The 16,969-nt window shown below is 56.4% G+C and carries 17 protein-coding genes; all 17 read left to right on the top strand.

The features are described 5' to 3' along the window. Positions 1 to 135 precede the first annotated feature (135 nt). The 17 genes from ABVT36_RS13155 (at position 136) to ABVT36_RS13075 (ending at position 16,858) form a co-directional block, all read left to right on the top strand. Positions 136 to 375 carry a hypothetical protein gene (locus tag ABVT36_RS13155; RefSeq protein ID WP_368456977.1) on the top strand — a complete coding sequence of 80 codons (240 nt, stop codon included), beginning with the start codon at positions 136 to 138 and terminating at the stop codon, positions 373 to 375. Between the two features lie 3 nt (positions 376 to 378). Next, complete coding sequence (locus ABVT36_RS13150) at positions 379 to 1,338, top strand: sodium-dependent bicarbonate transport family permease (protein WP_368456976.1); 960 nt, start codon at positions 379 to 381, stop codon at positions 1,336 to 1,338. Positions 1,339 to 1,343: 5 nt separating this feature from the next. Continuing rightward, on the top strand, positions 1,344 to 1,823 hold the full coding sequence (gene purE, locus ABVT36_RS13145) for a 5-(carboxyamino)imidazole ribonucleotide mutase (RefSeq protein ID WP_368456975.1): 480 nt from the start codon (positions 1,344 to 1,346) through the stop codon (positions 1,821 to 1,823). Further along, the gene (locus tag ABVT36_RS13140; RefSeq protein WP_368456974.1) at positions 1,823 to 2,908 is read left to right on the top strand and encodes a 5-(carboxyamino)imidazole ribonucleotide synthase; all 1,086 of its coding nucleotides are present in this window, start codon (positions 1,823 to 1,825) and stop codon (positions 2,906 to 2,908) included. The genes purE and ABVT36_RS13140 overlap by 1 nt, the downstream gene beginning before the upstream one ends. Before the next feature lie 593 nt (positions 2,909 to 3,501). Continuing rightward, positions 3,502 to 3,969: a Rap1a/Tai family immunity protein gene (locus ABVT36_RS13135; RefSeq protein WP_368456973.1), complete on the top strand. Its 468-nt coding sequence runs from the start codon at positions 3,502 to 3,504 to the stop codon at positions 3,967 to 3,969. Positions 3,970 to 4,141: 172 nt separating this feature from the next. Further along, on the top strand, positions 4,142 to 5,362 hold the full coding sequence (gene nhaA / locus ABVT36_RS13130) for a Na+/H+ antiporter NhaA (RefSeq protein WP_368457035.1): 1,221 nt from the start codon (positions 4,142 to 4,144) through the stop codon (positions 5,360 to 5,362). A 459-nt stretch (positions 5,363 to 5,821) separates the two neighbouring features. After that, the gene (gene mbhE, locus ABVT36_RS13125) at positions 5,822 to 8,107 is read left to right on the top strand and encodes a hydrogen gas-evolving membrane-bound hydrogenase subunit E (protein ID WP_368456972.1); all 2,286 of its coding nucleotides are present in this window, start codon (positions 5,822 to 5,824) and stop codon (positions 8,105 to 8,107) included. After that, complete coding sequence (locus ABVT36_RS13120) at positions 8,104 to 8,523, top strand: Na+/H+ antiporter subunit B (RefSeq protein ID WP_368456971.1); 420 nt, start codon at positions 8,104 to 8,106, stop codon at positions 8,521 to 8,523. Before mbhE ends, ABVT36_RS13120 begins: the two co-directional genes overlap by 4 nt. 2 nt (positions 8,524 to 8,525) lie before the next feature. Further along, positions 8,526 to 8,900, top strand: a complete 375-nt coding sequence (locus tag ABVT36_RS13115; RefSeq protein ID WP_368456970.1) for a Na+/H+ antiporter subunit C — start codon at positions 8,526 to 8,528, stop codon at positions 8,898 to 8,900. Beyond that, positions 8,897 to 10,399 (top strand): Na+/H+ antiporter subunit D, encoded by a 1,503-nt coding sequence (locus ABVT36_RS13110; protein WP_368456969.1) that lies wholly within the window; start codon positions 8,897 to 8,899, stop codon positions 10,397 to 10,399. The genes ABVT36_RS13115 and ABVT36_RS13110 overlap by 4 nt, the downstream gene beginning before the upstream one ends. A 251-nt stretch (positions 10,400 to 10,650) precedes the next feature. Further along, entirely contained in the window at positions 10,651 to 11,124 is a 474-nt protein-coding gene (locus tag ABVT36_RS13105) for a Na+/H+ antiporter subunit E (protein ID WP_368456968.1), read from the top strand. Further along, on the top strand, positions 11,124 to 11,456 hold the full coding sequence (locus tag ABVT36_RS13100; protein WP_368456967.1) for a monovalent cation/H+ antiporter complex subunit F: 333 nt from the start codon (positions 11,124 to 11,126) through the stop codon (positions 11,454 to 11,456). The genes ABVT36_RS13105 and ABVT36_RS13100 overlap by 1 nt, the downstream gene beginning before the upstream one ends. Next, entirely contained in the window at positions 11,443 to 11,802 is a 360-nt protein-coding gene (gene mnhG, locus ABVT36_RS13095) for a monovalent cation/H(+) antiporter subunit G (RefSeq protein WP_368456966.1), read from the top strand. Before ABVT36_RS13100 ends, mnhG begins: the two co-directional genes overlap by 14 nt. 544 nt (positions 11,803 to 12,346) lie before the next feature. Further along, on the top strand, positions 12,347 to 13,633 hold the full coding sequence (locus ABVT36_RS13090; RefSeq protein WP_367150269.1) for an MFS transporter: 1,287 nt from the start codon (positions 12,347 to 12,349) through the stop codon (positions 13,631 to 13,633). Positions 13,634 to 13,709: 76 nt separating this feature from the next. Further along, positions 13,710 to 15,038 (top strand): 23S rRNA (uracil(1939)-C(5))-methyltransferase RlmD, encoded by a 1,329-nt coding sequence (gene rlmD / locus ABVT36_RS13085; RefSeq protein ID WP_368456965.1) that lies wholly within the window; start codon positions 13,710 to 13,712, stop codon positions 15,036 to 15,038. Beyond that, positions 15,039 to 15,941, top strand: a complete 903-nt coding sequence (locus tag ABVT36_RS13080; protein ID WP_368456964.1) for a DUF1853 family protein — start codon at positions 15,039 to 15,041, stop codon at positions 15,939 to 15,941. Positions 15,942 to 16,297: 356 nt separating this feature from the next. Then, positions 16,298 to 16,858, top strand: a complete 561-nt coding sequence (locus tag ABVT36_RS13075; protein ID WP_367150272.1) for a GbsR/MarR family transcriptional regulator — start codon at positions 16,298 to 16,300, stop codon at positions 16,856 to 16,858. Positions 16,859 to 16,969 lie beyond the last annotated feature (111 nt).

Here is a 16,969-nt window from a genome sequence, read left to right as displayed (position 1 = left end):
GTATATAGATATTTATCTATTTTAGATATAGATAACATCTATTTCCATCTATTTTCCATATCCCCATAATAGGTACTGAATCCAAAGGGGCGATCAGCCGGCTTTGTCCATGACCGAGTTCCAGGAGCCTAATCCATGACAGACAAGCAATTCAAATTCAGCCTGATTGTCGGCGGCATGTTAGTAACTTTGGGTGCCATCCTGACCATGGAAGCCAGTATTGGCGTCAGTCTGGTAGGCCTGGGCCTGGTGATCGCAACACTAGCTGTACTGGCCCGCAATGCAGGACAGCATGGGGAACGCCAGCGCTTACTGCTGCTCCCTATCGCAATAGAAGAACAGCAAAAGTCCGAATCGACGAGCAAGGGACGATAGAGTATGCAACTCGATGCCGGAATTGCATTCTTTATACTCGGCGCCTTCGCCGCACTGGTTCGTTCTGACATCCAGTTTCCCAAGGGTTTGTATCAATCACTGATCCTGTTTCTTATGGTCGCGATTGGCCTGAAGGGCGGCGTGGCTCTGGCGGAACACGCATCATGGCAATTAATCAACCAATCGATAGTTGTCATACTGCTCGGTGTGCTATTGCCGCTGATTGCATTTCCGGTACTTTTTTATATCGGCGAACTGAAGCGCTTTGATGCCGCCTCTATTGCCGCCCACTATGGATCGGTGAGTGTGGGCACCTATGCGGTTGCCGTGGCCTTTCTGGAGGCCCAAGGCATTGCCTACGAATCCTATATTCCCCTGTTTGTGGTACTGCTGGAAATGCCCGCAATAGCGGTGGGTATTGCGCTGGCCAGGCGCAGGACAGCAGCTACCGGCTCCACTGACACGGTCGATCCACCCAATTCGGGAAAACTATTCCATGAAGTCTTTTTTAACCAGGGTATGGTGTTGATGGTGGGAGGTCTCGCAATTGGAATGGTGGTCGGTGAGCGTATCGAGCGTGTAACACCATTTTTCTTTGAGCTGTTTAACGGCGTGCTGGCCCTGTTCTTACTGAAGATGGGCATGATGGCTGCCGGCCGGTTAAGTGATATCAAACGGTTGAGTAGCTTTATGCTGGCGTTCGGTGTGGCAATGCCGATCGTCGGAGGGGCACTCGGCTGCCTGATAGGGCTGGCCATTGGTTTGTCGACCGGCGGCACCATACTACTGGCCGTATTAGGTGCCAGTGCTTCCTATATTGCCGTACCAGCCGCAATGCAGGTGGCACTACCTCAGGCAAACCAAAGCCTATCAATTGGCGCGTCGCTCGGTATTACTTTCCCCTTCAACGTCTTGATTGGCATTCCGACAATTACCGTCCTTACTCAATGGATCGCGAGATAGATGATATGAACCAGCAAAGAGTTGCAATTATTATGGGCTCACAATCGGACTGGCCCGTGATGCGGCACGCAACCACAGTATTAAAAGAATTCGCTATCAGCTATGACACGGCAGTGGTGTCCGCACACCGCACACCCGATCGCTTATACGAATTCGCCAGCAGGGCAGCGGATCACTACAATGCGATCATCGCCGGTGCCGGCGGAGCCGCGCATTTGCCCGGAATGACTGCCGCCCTAACATGTCTGCCTGTAATCGCTGTTCCGGTTACCAGTAAAGCCCTCAACGGCATCGACAGCCTACTATCCATTGTACAAATGCCAAAGGGGGTTGCGGTAGCAACCCAGGCAATTGGTGAACCGGGCGCCTATAACGCTGGCTTGATGGCCGCACAAATCCTCGCAAGCAAGGATCCCGAGCTGCAATCGCAACTTCTGGCCTGGCGAAAAGAACAAAGCGACGCAGTGCTTGGCGAGGTAGCGTAATGCATATAGCGATTATCGGCTGTGGCCAATTGGCCCGGATGCTGGCGCTGGCTGGCATACCCATGGGTTTAAAATTCAGTTTTATCGCCCAGGCAGAAGAAGACAGCCGCTGTGTCGAAGGGCTCGGTTCGATCGTGCGGTGGCAGCCGGGCAAGTCCACAGAGTGTTTATACCATGAGTTGGGGCGACCGGACCGGATAACTGCCGAGAATGAGCAGGCCAATACATCTCTGCTGAATGGCCTGCAGGCTTATTGCCCAATACACCCGAATCCACAGGCGTTTTCTATCTGTCAGGATCGCCACCGGGAAAAGCAGTTGCTCGAAAGTCTCGACATTCCCTGTGCTGACTATATTGTTTGCCAAGGTAACGATTCACATCTGGACAAGCTGTCTCTCTCGGCAGTAGCCAAATCCTGCCGTGGTGGCTATGACGGAAAAAAACAGTGGGTGTTAAAACGGAGGCAGGATGTCGAGAGTTTTATGCGCCAGGCCAATAGAGAGCACTATATTGTTGAACAATGGGTCCCCTTTGACAGGGAGGTTTCCCAAATATCTGTGCGAGATATCAATGGAACCATTTTCCATTACCCACTAACTGAAAATCAACATCAACAGGGAATACTAAGACAATCAATGGCACCGGCGATAGAAATTCCCGAGAAAATCATATCTGCTGCACATGATTATATCAGCCGGATTCTCGCTGAACTGGATTATGTTGGTGTCATGGCAATGGAGTGCTTTGCTCTAAATGACAGGCTATTAGTCAATGAATTGGCGCCGCGCGTACACAACAGTGGTCACTGGACCCAGTCTGGAAGCGCAACTTGTCAATTTGAAAACCATCTCAGGGCCATTAGCGAGCTGCCTCTGGGCTCCACTAAAAGCCTCGGAATAACCGGCATGGTGAATTTAATCGGCACCGAGAAGCCACCACTGAATGCATTGACGATTGAATCAAGCTTGCATTGGTACGACAAGATCGTACGCCCTGGCCGCAAGCTCGGTCATATTAATATCCTTAGTGAGGATTATCACAGTCTGCTGCAGCAGATGCGGTCGCTTCATCTGGGAAGGGGTTAGCACGCAAGTTAAAAACCGGCTGTCTATGACCTGCATTCCATCAGCATCCTCTAGCACGACAGAACTCGTACAAATGCTGAAATAGTTGAACAAAGACTATCTGCAATATGGGCAGCAATAAGTTTGTATTGGAAAAATAAAAAATCCGCTAAAATTAGGGATAGTTTATGCATAGATCTACACTTGACAGTACGACTTATGAATCGGACAGAACAGACAAATCTGTGCATCTATCGGTTTTGGATGGTATTTTTGCAGCCGATGATTCTCGTGACAACGTACTACACCTGTTGTTTGACCTTGAAAGCTATCAACAGAAACGTAATTTCAGCCATAGGATACGCTTCGGAACACCGGACCCCTGGTCAGAAAGGATGTTGTCCAATCTAATCAACACAATAGAGAACACAAAGCAAATGCTATACGAGGCGAAGCAACGTGACTCACGCCTAAAACTTTAGTATTCAGTAAGGATTCAACATGAACTATTCTAATCCATGCTGATTCTTGTGAGTTGCAAGAAGAAATTTTAGGCAGCCACAGGCAGATGGTATTTATTACCCAACAGCTCTTGCAGTCGGAGAATCCAAATTATGAGACAATTCGTTGTTGCCACTATATCCTCAGCGCCATTACTAATCCATTCGAGTTATGCATTATCTATCGAAGTACTTTCGGCAGAGGATCTCTCATCGCATTGTAGTGGCCTTTCCCAAAAAAGTAAAAGTCCCCATGGAGAGTTTTGCACTCGATATATTCAGGGGTTTATCGATGGTGCAGTGGCGACCGATGCACGGGTTATGTTAAACATAGAAGCCGACTATAAGCACAAACAGACTTTTTCCGAACGCGCATTGCGTACCCGCCTGCCAAGCCGTAGTGAATACCTCCGCGCCGCGCGTTATGCTGAATTCTGCCTTGGGGACCCTGTGCCACTCAGGGAGGTGGTTGAAAATATTGTCAAGGATTTGAAAGAAATTGATACTCCAAGCTCAGACATATCAGCGCGTGAGATGGTTTATCTGTCGCTGAAAAAGCATTATCCATGCAAACCGGAATAGAGTTTTACCGTCTATTAGCAGGTCGCCGAAAAATCCTTTCCCGGCTTTTTAGTCCCTGGTTTGCGACCTAAACACCCATATTTGGGATGGCGGGTGATTGGCAAAACAATTTTTGGCAACCTGCCAGTGCAGCCTGCCCGAGATACAACAGCGGGATCTTAAGAGAAAGAGAATGGACCAGACACAACCGAAATCGCCACTAGCCAACGCTGTTCAACAGTTTATCCGGCTTGAATCCGCCGGGGGAATCCTACTACTATGCGCAGCGATTATAGCGTTGGTCATCGCTAATTCTCCTTTGTCTGATCTTTATGCGGCTTTTTTGGATACGCCTATCGCTGTTCAGATCGGAGCCTTCGAGATCAATAAATCTCTACTGCTGTTGATCAATGATGGGCTAATGGCTGTTTTTTTCTTTCTGATTGGGCTGGAAATCAAGCGTGAAATACTCGAAGGAGAACTGTCCTCCTTTTCACAAATTGCTTTACCCGGGGCAGGCGCCCTGGGCGGCATGCTGATTCCTGCGGCAATCTATGCCTGGCTTAACTGGGGCGACGGGGTGGCCTTGGATGGCTGGGCGATACCAGTTGCTACTGACATCGCCTTCGCTCTGGCACTATTGACAGTATTCGGCCAACGTGTGCCTGTCTCACTGAAGGTTTTTTTATTGACATTGGCGATTTTTGATGACTTGGCAGCGATCTCCATTATCGCAGTATTTTACTCCGCAGACCTTTCCCTGACGGCGCTCGCACTGGGTGCTATGTTACTGCTGGTCGGCACTGTAATGAACCGCCAGGGTGTGAAACGCATTTCCGCCTATGTTCTGTTGGGAGTTATACTCTGGGTTGCGGTCCTTAAGTCTGGCGTTCATGCGACACTGGCTGGCGTATTGATTGCTTTTTGTGTCCCCATGCGTGATGACCGGGGTCATTCACCTCTGCAAATCCTGGAACATCGACTTCATGCTCCTGTCGCCTTGGTTATTCTGCCAATATTCGCCTTTGCCAACGCTGGACTTTCTCTCAGCGGTATCTCACTTGATGAATTAGCACACCCGGTCACCCTAGGGATTATTCTGGGCCTGGTGGTTGGCAAGCCTATTGGAATTCTCGGTTTTGTCGGAGCTGCGGTAGCGCTGGGTATTGCCCGACTACCCGACAGAGTTACATGGTCACAGCTACTGGGCGTAGCAATGGCCTGTGGCATTGGGTTTACTATGAGCCTCTTTATTGCTGGATTGGCATTTGAGCATGGTAGTGGCGACTACTTTAGTCGCGATCGCCTGGGCATATTGATAGGTTCCATCTTGTCAGCCATGGCGGGTTATGTGATTTTGCAGTTCAGCCTCCCCAAGATATCACAGCAGGAATCGGAAGCAGTAACTACTTGATCGTGTGTGCAAGGAAGTACTCTAAGCTAAATTAGGATAACGGATCACCTCCTCCAGCTGCCTTTGTTTAATCTGGCAACCAAATAGGTTGCCAGATTAGCAGCCATTCATTCCGCAAAAACACTGTCATCTGCTTTTTGCCGCAAGCCCATGTTGAGAAAACCAGGGAAAGCTGGTTCAACGGCCCCCTGGAGAAGCAGCTACTGCTGCGCCAGAATCAACCACTAGACGGTTTCTTCCCCTTTAATAGCCCCCGCAGTGGACAGCACTAACTATAGTTGTGGCTGAGTGATGCCGATAGCCAGGTGGCTGTCTGTGCCGCAGTCCCAAAAGGTACTCCACGCCCCGTGATTGCCGCGTTAATAAAGTGGGCATGGGCGGTTAAAGACACGGAGGGATCAGCCTCTTCCTGTCCGGTTGAGGTGCGGGTTTTGCAGCAGATACAAAGGAAAGGAGTCAATGGCAGCTGCTTCCCATAAGGATGGCTCCAGTTTCACAGGCGGTTCAGCCGCAGGTCTGCTGGGACTTCTTGTCCCTTTGCTGGCCGTGGGAGCTTTCCTGGGCCTGTTGTCACAGCTGCCCAAGACTGCGGCGGGCGAAACCATCACCTTTGGTGTCCCCTGGGTGCCCAGCCTGGGCATCAGCGCGGGCTTCTTTATCGACGGGTTGAATCTGCTGTTCGCGCTGCTCATCAGCGGGATTGGCTTTTTCGTTGCCATTTACGCCGCTGGCTATCTGCGCGGACACCCGCTGTTGCGACGCTTCTACCTCTATTTACTGCTATTCATGGTGAGCATGCTGGGACTGGTGCTGGCCGCCGATCTGATTACGCTGTTCGTATTCTGGGAACTGACGACGATCGCGAGCTATCTTCTAATCGGCTTCAATCACGAAGCTAAGGTTGCGCGCCGCGCCGCCCTGCAGGCCCTGCTTTTGACCACACTGGGAGGACTCTGTCTGCTGGCCGGGCTGATACTACTGGGTGGTGCGGCCGGCAGTTTTAACTGGGTGGACATTCTCGCCAACACCGGCCACCTCAGCCAGCACCCGCTCTATATACCGATTCTGGCTCTGCTATTACTAGGGGCATTCAGTAAGTCGGCGCAGTTTCCCTGGCACTTCTGGCTGCCTAATGCGATGGCAGCGCCAACGCCAGTGAGTGCCTATCTGCACTCTGCGACCATGGTCAAGGCGGGCATTTATCTGCTGGCCCGTGTACACCCTCTGCTGGCCCCCACGGAATTGTGGGAGTGGACGCTGACCCTGGTGGGCTCCACCACCGGTGTCATAGCAGCAATACTGGCGCTGCGACAGACAGACCTGAAACTGGCCCTGGCTTATTCCACGGTAGTGGCCCTGGGCCTGCTGACCATGTTTCTCGGCTCCGATGATTCGGTGGCCATCGCCGCGGCAATCACTTTCGTTCTGGTGCATTCCTGTTACAAGGCCGGGCTATTTATGGTTGTGGGCATCATCGATCACCAGACCGGCACCCGGGATCTGAGAAAACTGGGCGGGCTGGGGCTGGCTATGCCGATCTGCTGGTTCTGCGCCATGGCCGCGGCTCTGTCGATGGCTGGATTCCCCCCCTTCCTGGGGTTCATCGGCAAGGAGCTGAAGTACGAGGGTGCCCTGGCTATCGCCACGGAACCCGTTTTGGTGGTGGGCGCGGCGGTATTTACCAATGTACTGATGGTGGCGGTGGCAGCCACTCTGGCACTAAAGCCATTTCTCGGTCCGCGCCGGACACAGTGGGTCCATATCACCGACGGCTCCCCGGCACTCTGGCTGGGGCCGCTGGTGCTGAGCGCCCTGGGTGTGGCATTTGGACTTTTTACCCCCCTTATTGCCGAGGGCCTGGTACAGCCGGCGGTGGCCACCATCCTGGGGCGGCCGGAAGTAGTGCAGTTCAAGCTGTGGCATGGCATCAATGTGCCGCTACTGCTAAGCATACTCACGCTGGTTTTCGGCACCGCAGTCTTTGTGGCCCAGCAGCCACTGCGAGCGGGAATCGCGCGATTGCTGCAGCGGCTGCCGACAACATCCGACCTTCTGTGGGATGCCGGGCTCTCGGCTCTGAGGCGGTGCGCTGCGGCGCAGACACACCTGCTGCAATCGGGCCTGTTGCGACGTTATCTGTTCGTGATCTTCACAGCCGTTGCGATCGCCCTGGCGCTTGCCCTGTGGCGCAATGCAGATCTGATGCCGGGGCTGGCACCACCGGGGCTCAACGTCAAGGAGTGGACCGCTTTGGCACTGGTTGCGGCGGCGGCGGTATTAACCGCTGCCGCCAGGACGCCGCTGGCTGCCATTTGCGCGCTGGGTGCCCTGGGCGTGGGCATGGCCCTTCTGTACCTGTTTTTTGGTGCACCGGACCTGGCCATTACCCAGTTACTGGTAGAGACCCTGTTTCTGGTACTGGCTGTGGCGGCCCTGCGCCAGCTGCCGGTAGTCTCCAGCGCCCGCAGGCGGCTCCTGCGGCCATTTGACGGACTATTGGCTGCCGCGGTGGGTGCAGCTTTCACGGTCACGACATTGGCAGTGATCCAGACACCTTTCCGCAGCGACGTGAGCGAGTACTTCATCGCCAAGGCGGTACCAGAGGCTATGGGCCGCAATATTGTCAACGTAATACTGGTGGACTTCCGCGCTCTGGACACTTTTGGTGAGGTGGTTGTGATATTCACTGCAGCGATCGCCGCTGCAACCCTGGTGGGCGCCCGCAGCCGGGAGTCGGGCAAATGAACTCCGTGGTCCTGCAAACCGCTACCCGCGCCCTGGTAGCACTGTTGCTGATGTTTTCCGTGTACATGCTGATACGGGGGCACAACCAGCCCGGCGGAGGCTTTATCGCCGGATTGATAGCGGCAGCCGCTTTCACTCTGTTCACCCTGGCTTGGGGGACAGCCGCCGCCCGAAGCGCACTGCGTATTCAACCGGGCACACTGGCGGCGCTGGGCGTTCTGCTGGCAGGGACCTCGGGGATGGTGGCGGGCTTCGCCGGCGAGCCGTTATTTACCGGCCAGTGGTTGTTCCTTGGCGGTGCGGACGGCGACAAAAAAGTGGCTCTGAACAGTGTGCTGGCGTTTGACATCGGCATTTATCTGGCGGTGCTGGGAGCAGCACTTGTATTGATTTTTGCTCTGGAGGAGAAACCCTAGCCATGGAAACAGCAGTCGCTCTGGTGATCGGAATCTTGGTGGCGACAGGTGTCTACCTGATGCTGGAGCGCTCCCTACTGCAATACCTGTTTGGCCTGGTATTACTCAGCAACGCCGCCAACCTGGTGATATTCACCGCCGGCCGGCTGGCCCGGGCGACTCCGCCACTGGTACCAGCGGGGATGACGGAGCCACCGCAGCCGGTGGCGAACCCTCTGTCCCAGGCCCTGATCCTTACTGCCATTGTGATCGGCTTTGGTCTGCTGGCCTTCGCCCTGGCACTGATCGCACGGAGCTACGCCCGCTTTGGAACCCTGAATTCGGATCGCATGCGGGTGGCCGAACCAGTGAACTCTAAAGAGAATCGAGACGGGTGAGCTGGCTGCTATCCCTGCCATTTTTGGCACCGATCATCGCCGCGCTGATCACTTATCTCACGCGTGGCCAACCCAGTGTGAATCGAGTTGTGTCTGTGTGCAGCTGCACTGTCCTGCTGGGCGCAGCCCTGACCCTGTTCGCCCTGGTGGAATCCGGAGGCGTGCGCAGCGCGCAATTGGGCGACTGGCCGGCGCCCTTCGGCATCACCCTGGTAGTGGACCGTCTGAGCGCCACAATGCTGTTGATAACAGCTGTAGTGGGTCTGGCAGTGGCCATATACGCACTGTCGGATATCGACAGTGGTCGGGAAAAACTCGGTTACCACTGCTTTTTCCAGCTGTTGCTGGCCGGAGTGTGCGGCAGCTTCGCGACCGGTGACCTGTTTAATCTGTACGTGTGGTTTGAGGTGATGTTGATCGCGTCCTTTGCGCTACTGGTACTGGGTAGCGAGGGAGTTCAACTGGATGGGGGAATCAAGTACGTGGCGATGAACCTTGTCTCCACATTACTAATGTTGACCGCCATAGGCCTGCTCTACGGCGTTTGCGGCACGCTCAATATGGCGGATTTGCACCTGCAGCTCGCGCAGGTCGACAACCAGATGACCACGGATCTTCTGCGTGTGCTGTTTATCTGTGCATTTGGCATCAAAGCGGCGCTTTTCCCGCTGTTTTTCTGGCTTCCCGCTTCCTATCACGCGCCGCCCTTGGTGGTGACCGCAGTGTTTGCCGGCCTGCTTACCAAAGTGGGCGTCTATGCGCTTATCCGTACTTTTACTCTGATTTTCCCCCAGGGGGATGGCTTCGGGCACCAGCTGCTGCTGGCGACAGCTCTAGCCACCATGTTGACCGGGGTCCTGGGCGCTGCGGCGCAGAACGAATTCCGCAAAATTCTGTCGTTTCACATTGTCAGCCAAATCGGTTTTATCGTATTGGGGCTGGCCTTGAACAATCCCCTGGCCCTGGCAGGGGCGATTTTCTATATGGTTCACAACATAGTGGCGAAAACCAACCTGTTTCTAATCAGCGGTACCGCCAGTCGCCTGACCGGGAGTTATGAACTGGCGCAGATCGGCGGCCTCTACCGGGCCGCACCGCTGCTGGCGACACTGTTTTTTATCGCCGCCTTCAGCCTCGCCGGCTTCCCCCCACTATCCGGCTTTTGGGCTAAATTTCTGCTACTGAAAGCCAGCCTGGATCAGGCGGCTTACTGGGTGACGGCGGTGGCGCTGATTACCGGAGCGCTGACACTTTTTTCCATGAGCAAAATCTGGGCCGAAGGGTTTTGGAAGAACCATCCCGCCGGCAACTGCCAGGGGGTTGGCGCACTGGGCTTTGGGGAACGTGTGCAGCGGCTGACACCGGCAATCGCCCTGGCCCTGATCACGCTGTTACTGGGTCTGGTACCAGAACCTTTTATCCGCTTCTGTCTGGCCGCCGCCCAGGAACTGCTGGACCCGGGTGACTATTTGACGGCGGTACTGACATCGGGAACCTAGCAGGCTGTTGAAATTCGAAGAATTTCGACGCCTGGTACCGGAATATGGATGTTCCGGCAAAATCGGCGACGCCTAAGTCGTTGATTTTGGGAGAAAAGTGAAAATCACATTTTTCGCTTTTCGTGTGTTGCAAAAGGCAGGATGCCTTTTTCAACAACCTGCTAGTGATCACCCGCCTTGCAATCGGCCCACTCAGCTGATGTATGAGTGAGAGTGCGGTGCCACGACAGACAATCCGGAGGTGCATTGCGATGCGACTTTTTCTGCTCAATATCCTGTTGGCAATCGCCTGGACGGCACTGACCGCCAGCGCGACTCTACTGAATTTTGTCACCGGTTTTCTGCTGGGATATCTGGCGCTTGCGATTTCCCACCGATACGGACGCGACCGGGAGTATTTTCGCCGCTTGCCGCGCGCCCTGGGACTGGCCGCGTTGTTTCTGCGCGAGTTACTGGTATCGAGCCTGCGCACTGTCTACGAAGTATTGTCGCCACCTCCCAACAGCAAACCGCGCATTATCCGGGTGCCCCTGGAAATCCGCGACAACCGGCAGATACTGACACTCACTTATTTGCTGTTGCTAACGCCGGGCACGCTTGTTCTGGATGTGGCCCGCGGCAAGGATGCTATCTATGTTCACACACTGTTTGCGCAAGATGCGGAAGCATTCCGAGTGGAACTGCAGCGAGGGTTCGAACGCAGGGTGCGGGAGGTGATGTCGTAATGACCATCGCAGATACAAACCCGCTGATGCTGGCATACGCGGTCAAAGCGGCGTCATGGTTGCTGTTGACCGCACTGGGGCTGTCCTTTATCCGTGTCGCCCGCGGCCCTACACTAGCCGACCGGGTGGTAGCGCTGGATGTGCTGAACATCATCGCAGTCGCCTACTGTGCACTGTTAGCAATCGCCTCCGGGCGAGCTGTTTACCTGGACGTGGCCATCGCACTGGCGCTGGTGGCCTTTCTGGTTACGGTGGCCTTTGCGCGGTATATCGAGTACAGCGGCGTACAGGTGAACCGGGAACGGGAGGTGGCTGGCGATGCCGATGACTGAAGCACTGGTGGCTCTGCTGATTCTGGGTGGCAGTTTTTTTGGTTTTACCGCGGCCCTCGGCCTGCTGCGCATGCCCGATATCTACACGCGCATGAGCACTTCGGGCAAGGCGGCAACCTTCTGCTGCGGTTTGCTGTTGGCGGCCGTAGCCACCCTGTTCCGGGATCCGCAGGTAACCGCCCGGGCACTGGCGGCAATCCTGTTTCTGCTCCTGACGGTTCCCCTGGGCGCCCATATGATCGCGCGCGCCGCCTTCAGGGTGAAGAGCCCCATGTGGCAGGGCACAGAGGTGGATAACGATGTGAAGCCCGACAGTGCTGCCCCGAAGCAATCCAGCGCGGACTAGCAGGGATGTCCAGGTCGCAAATCAAGTGTGTATTTGCTTGATTTGTCGTGGAGGGTTTGCGGACATACGCCCCAAACCCAGGTTGGGGAAAAAGCAGGGAAGTCTTTTCAACAATCTGCCAGGGAACCAGTTCTTCCTTCACATCCATTTGGCCCACCGGGCGGTTAATGAACAATCCCCTTGTCCTCACCCGCGGTTTTGGTGTTTGATTGCGATGTATCTAACAGCCCGCTGCCAAGGGCAAGAATGTTCGAGTCGCAAATCAAGCGTGTAACTGCTTCATTTGTCGTGGAGGGTTTGCGGGCATACACCGCAAGCCCGGGTTGTGGAAATCCATGCAAGGCTTTTTCAACAATCTGCTAGGGAACCCCTGATTAATTCTGTGTACCCGATAAATGGGAATAATCGTGAACCGCCATCGCTATTTCAAAACCCACAGCGGCTGTCGACGCGGCTCCAGCGATCCGGGTAACAGTTTGCGCCGACGGTGCTGCCCAACTCCCGGCCGTACGCAAACGCCCTCTTTGACAGCACCCCCAATAAGATGACAAACGAGACACAAGCCCGCCCAAACGGGGACACACCAAACAACAAGCGCGAAATCTGGAGTTGGGCCCTGTACGATTGGGCCAACTCCGCATTTGCCACAGTGGTATTGGCAGGTTTCTTCCCGCTCTTGTACCAGGATTTCTGGAGTGCGGACACCACGCCGGAAGTGTCCAATTTGCGCCTCGGCTGGACCAATGCGGCTGCTTCGCTGGTTATAGCGCTGAGCGCGCCATTGATCGGCGCCTTCGCGGACCGTCTGGGGGCCCGCAAGCGGCTGCTGTTTGCCTTTGCCCTGCCCGGTATGATCGCCACCGGACTGATGATGGGTGTGCCGCAGGGGGCCTGGCTCTACGCGTCCTGCCTGTTTGTGATCGCCACTATCGGCTTTCAGGCCGCCAACCAGCTCTACGATGCACTGTTGGTCAGCGTCGCGCCACGCAACCTCTGGCACCGGGTGTCCGGTCTCGGCTTCGGCCTGGGCTACCTGGGCGGCGGCCTGCTGTATCTGATCTGTGTGATCGCCGCCCTCAATCCCGCCACTTTTGGTTTCAGCACCAGCACCAATGCGGTACTGGCTGCATTTCTGCTCACAGCCCTGTGGTGGGGGTTTTTCTCGATACCGCTGCTGCGACGGGTGAGGGAACCAGCGCCGTCCACCAGCGGGAACAGCGGCGGCCTGCTGCGACAGGTACTGAGCGAGGTGGGCCACACCCTCAGACTGCTGCCCCGCCATCGCACTGTACTGGTGTTCCTGATCGCCTACTGGCTGTATATCGACGGTGTGGGCACCATCATACGCATGGCGGTGGCCTATGGCCGGGCACTGGGATTTGAGCGCTCCCATTTGATTCTGGCACTGCTGCTGGTGCAGTTTGTCGGCTTTCCCGCGGCAGTGCTATTCGGCCGCCTGGGCGAGTGGATAGGCCCCAAGCGGGGTATCTACATAGGCCTGGCGATCTATACCATCGTCTGCGTTTGGGGCGCTTTCATCCGCGCCCCCTGGGAATTTTACGCCATCGCCGTGTTGATCGGCCTGGTCCAGGGAGGGGTGCAGGCACTGAGCCGCTCCTTCTATGCCCAGTTGATCCCGGCGGAAAAAAGTGGCGAGTTCTTCGGCTTCTACAATCTGATGGGAAAATTTGCCGCCTTGATCGGGCCGCCGCTGTTTGGCCTGATGGGTACCTGGTTCGGGGATGTGCGCTACTCGATGCTGTCCGTGATTGTGCTGTTCATTGCAGGGGCGGTGGTGCTGGCGCGGGTGCCCGCCACCGAACCCCGATAACCGCAGCTGGATGACAGCGCCGGCGCGGCTATCTATCATTGCCCACCCCGCAGCACCCATCCTCCCGGTAGCAGGAATGAAACCGAAAAACCGCCGACCACCGGTGCGAAAGCCCAGTGTGACGATTGAAAAACTAAGCCACGAAGTGCGCGGCATAGCGCGACACGAAGGCAAGACCCTGTTTGTCGACAATGCCCTGCCGGGCGAGACGGTCAAGGTTCAGTACACTTCCAGCCGCTCGAAGTTTGATGAAGCAGTGGCGGTGGAAGTCCAACAGGCGTCGCCGCACCGGTGCGAGCCCCTCTGCCGCCATGCAGATGTCTGCGGCGGCTGCGCCCTGCAACATATGCAGTCCGACGCGCAGATCCGCGCGAAGCAGGAGATTCTGCAGGATCAGCTGCGGCGCATCGGCGGACTGGAGGTGGCGGAAATACTGCCACCCCTGGTGGGGGAGGATTTTGGCTACCGGCGCCGGGCGCGACTGGGCGTGCGCGCTTCGCGCCGCACAGGGGTGATTGTGGGGTTTCGCGAGAAGCGCTCCAATAAACTGGTTCCTATCGAGGAGTGTCCCATACTGGCGCAGAACTTCGACCGGCATCTGGCGCAACTGCGCCGCACACTGGAAGACTGCGCGGGGCGGTCCCACATATCCCATATCGAGCTGGCCCTGGGTGAGGATACCGCTGCGGCGGTTCTGCGCCACCTGGAGCCCCTGCCCGAGGCGGACCTGGAGCGCTGGCGCACTTTCAGCGGCAATACCGGGCTTCATATCTATCTTCAACCCGGCGACGACCAGAGTGTGCGCAAGCTGTGGCCCCAGGATGGCGATATGCTGCTGCAGTACACTCTGCCGCAATTTGATCTGGCGATGCGCTTCCACCCGCTGGATTTTATCCAGGTAAATTTCCCTATCAATCGCAAACTGGTAGGGCTGGCTCTAACCCTGCTGGACCCGCAGGCGGACGAACGCTTGCTGGACCTGTTCTGCGGTCTCGGCAATTTTACCCTGCCGCTGGCGCGCCGCGCCCGGGAAGTAGTGGGTGTGGAAGGTGCCAATGCTCTGGTGCAGAGGGGTATTGGCAACGCTGACTACAATGGCCTGGGGAATGCGCACTTCCACACCGCCGACCTCACTCGGGACATTACGCGGGAACCCTGGGCCAGACAGGGGTTCGACAAGATCCTGCTGGACCCGCCCCGCACCGGCGCCCACCAAATAGTGGATCAGCTGGCGCGTTTCGGAGCGAGCAGGGTGGTCTACGTATCCTGTAATCCGGCCACGCTGGCACGCGATGCGGCACTGTTCAGCAAGCTGGGCTACAGCCTGACAAAAGCGGGGGTGGTGGACATGTTTCCGCAAACCGCCCATGTGGAATCCATCGCCTTGTTCGAGCGGGGGAAATAAATGCCGGTGTCGCCGGACCTGCCCCAAGCGGTACCGGACCACTGGAGCAATCTGCTCTGGTCTATGGGCTCACCGCACATAGTCCGCGACTGCGGTCTGCCACTGCTGGAGGATTCGCGCCGCCGCGCGCTCTGGCATTATTTCAACGCACCGGAAACCCGCCTGCGCCTCCGGCCTGAGCTGGAGCGCTTCCTTGCCGATTCGCCCAGCCGGCGTCTGGGTATCTACTTCGAACACCTGTGGGCCTTCACTTTCAGCCATCACCCGGACTACGCATTGCTGTATCGCAACCTGCCTCTGCGTGTCGGCGGCCAGACACTGGGGGAGTTGGATTTTGTAGTGCAATACCTGCCCGACAACGCCGTAGAGCACTGGGAGGTGGCGGTAAAGTTCTACTTGCAGGTGAGCACCGAACACTGGCTGGGGCCGGGCCTGCAGGACCGGCTCGATGCCAAGCTGAAGCGGATGCGGGAGCACCAGTTACCGGTCGCCCGACACAGCGCAGCCGACAGATTTTTCAGCCGCCACCAGTTGGCGATCGACCGCCAGTGGGCACTGCTGCCCGGCCGCCTGTTCCGACCGCTCAACCGCGGTGCGGGGGCGCCGGCGTCATTCATCAACCCCGACTGCGCCGATTTCTGGTGGTGTGATGAAGAGGCTTTTTCCGCCTGGTCACTGCAGCGGGACTGCCGCTGGTTACAGCTGCCCCGCAGCTGCTGGCTGGCGCCACTGACCGGTGCAGACTATGAGTCCGCTGAACAAACCCCGTTGCTGACACCGACGACACCCATATGCCTGGCGGGCATTACTCCCAGCGGGGAGCAGACCCGGGGCTTCCTGGTCCCTGACGACTGGGCCCGGCGCGCGCTTTCCGCGTGTGCGGATCCGGCAGGCTCCACTTAGGGCCTGTTGACACTAACTGAGATAGCCCTGCTGCCACTGGTTTTGTGGCCTGCAAGGCAGGAATTGCGCTGTGTGGTGGGTCCACATAAGCAATTTCTAACGCCGCTGGGCGCGAAACCAGGGGCAGCCCTTCGGGTTGTGCCGGAAAAGGCGCCACTCTTCGTTGCTCGTCGCTCATTTGGAACAACCAAACCGCGCTCCTCTTGCCTCGATTGGCCCCTTTTCTGTCACAACAGGGCCAACTCCGTTAGTGTCAACAGGCCCTAAGCGGTCCAGTCGCCACAATCACGCAACCCGATTGACACCAGGGGTTTCCCGGTTATAATTTTCAAAAATTTCTGAAAGTTCGAAAGTTGATGAAACCATCCAGTCAGGTGCAGGCATTCGTGCTGCACTTTGGGGAAATGGGCAGCCGCTGGGGTTTTAACCGCACGGTGGGACAGATGCTGGCCCTGTTGACTATCAGTCCGGAGCCGCTGCACGCGGAGCAGCTGGCCGAAGCGCTGAAAATCAGCCGCGGCAATGTCAGCATGGGGCTCAAGGAACTGCAGTCCTGGCGCCTGATCGAATTGCGCCACCTGCCGGGAGACCGGAAGGATTACTTTACCGCCGCCGGCTCCATCTGGGACATGGCCCGCACCGTCTTTAACGAGCGGCGCAGGAGAGAGCTGGACCCGACACTGTCGCTGTTGCGCCAATTATTGCTAAACGACCCGCAGGATAAGGAGGAGGCCAAATCCCAGGATAAGATGCGCGAAATCTACCAGCTGCTGGAGCTGCTGGACCAGTTTGCCAACACGCTCAACCAGCTCAGTGAAAAGGACCTGCGGCGGCTGATGAAGTTGGGCTCCAGTCTGCACAAGCTGCTGGAACTGCGCGGCAAAGTGAAAGGAGGGACACAGCGCTCGGGGGACTAGCAGGCTGCCTTTTTCAACAACCTGCACCCTGCCCCACGCTGAAGAAAGCAAAACCCGGACGCGCCGGAGCATCTATCCTTTGCCTCGAAGCGTCATTGATCAGCCGAGATT

The sequence above is a fragment of the Microbulbifer sp. TYP-18 genome, assembly GCF_040932045.1.
Classification (GTDB): domain Bacteria; phylum Pseudomonadota; class Gammaproteobacteria; order Pseudomonadales; family Cellvibrionaceae; genus Microbulbifer.
Note: the sequence above shows the minus strand (reverse complement) of the source record. Positions and strands in the feature narration are given on the sequence as shown.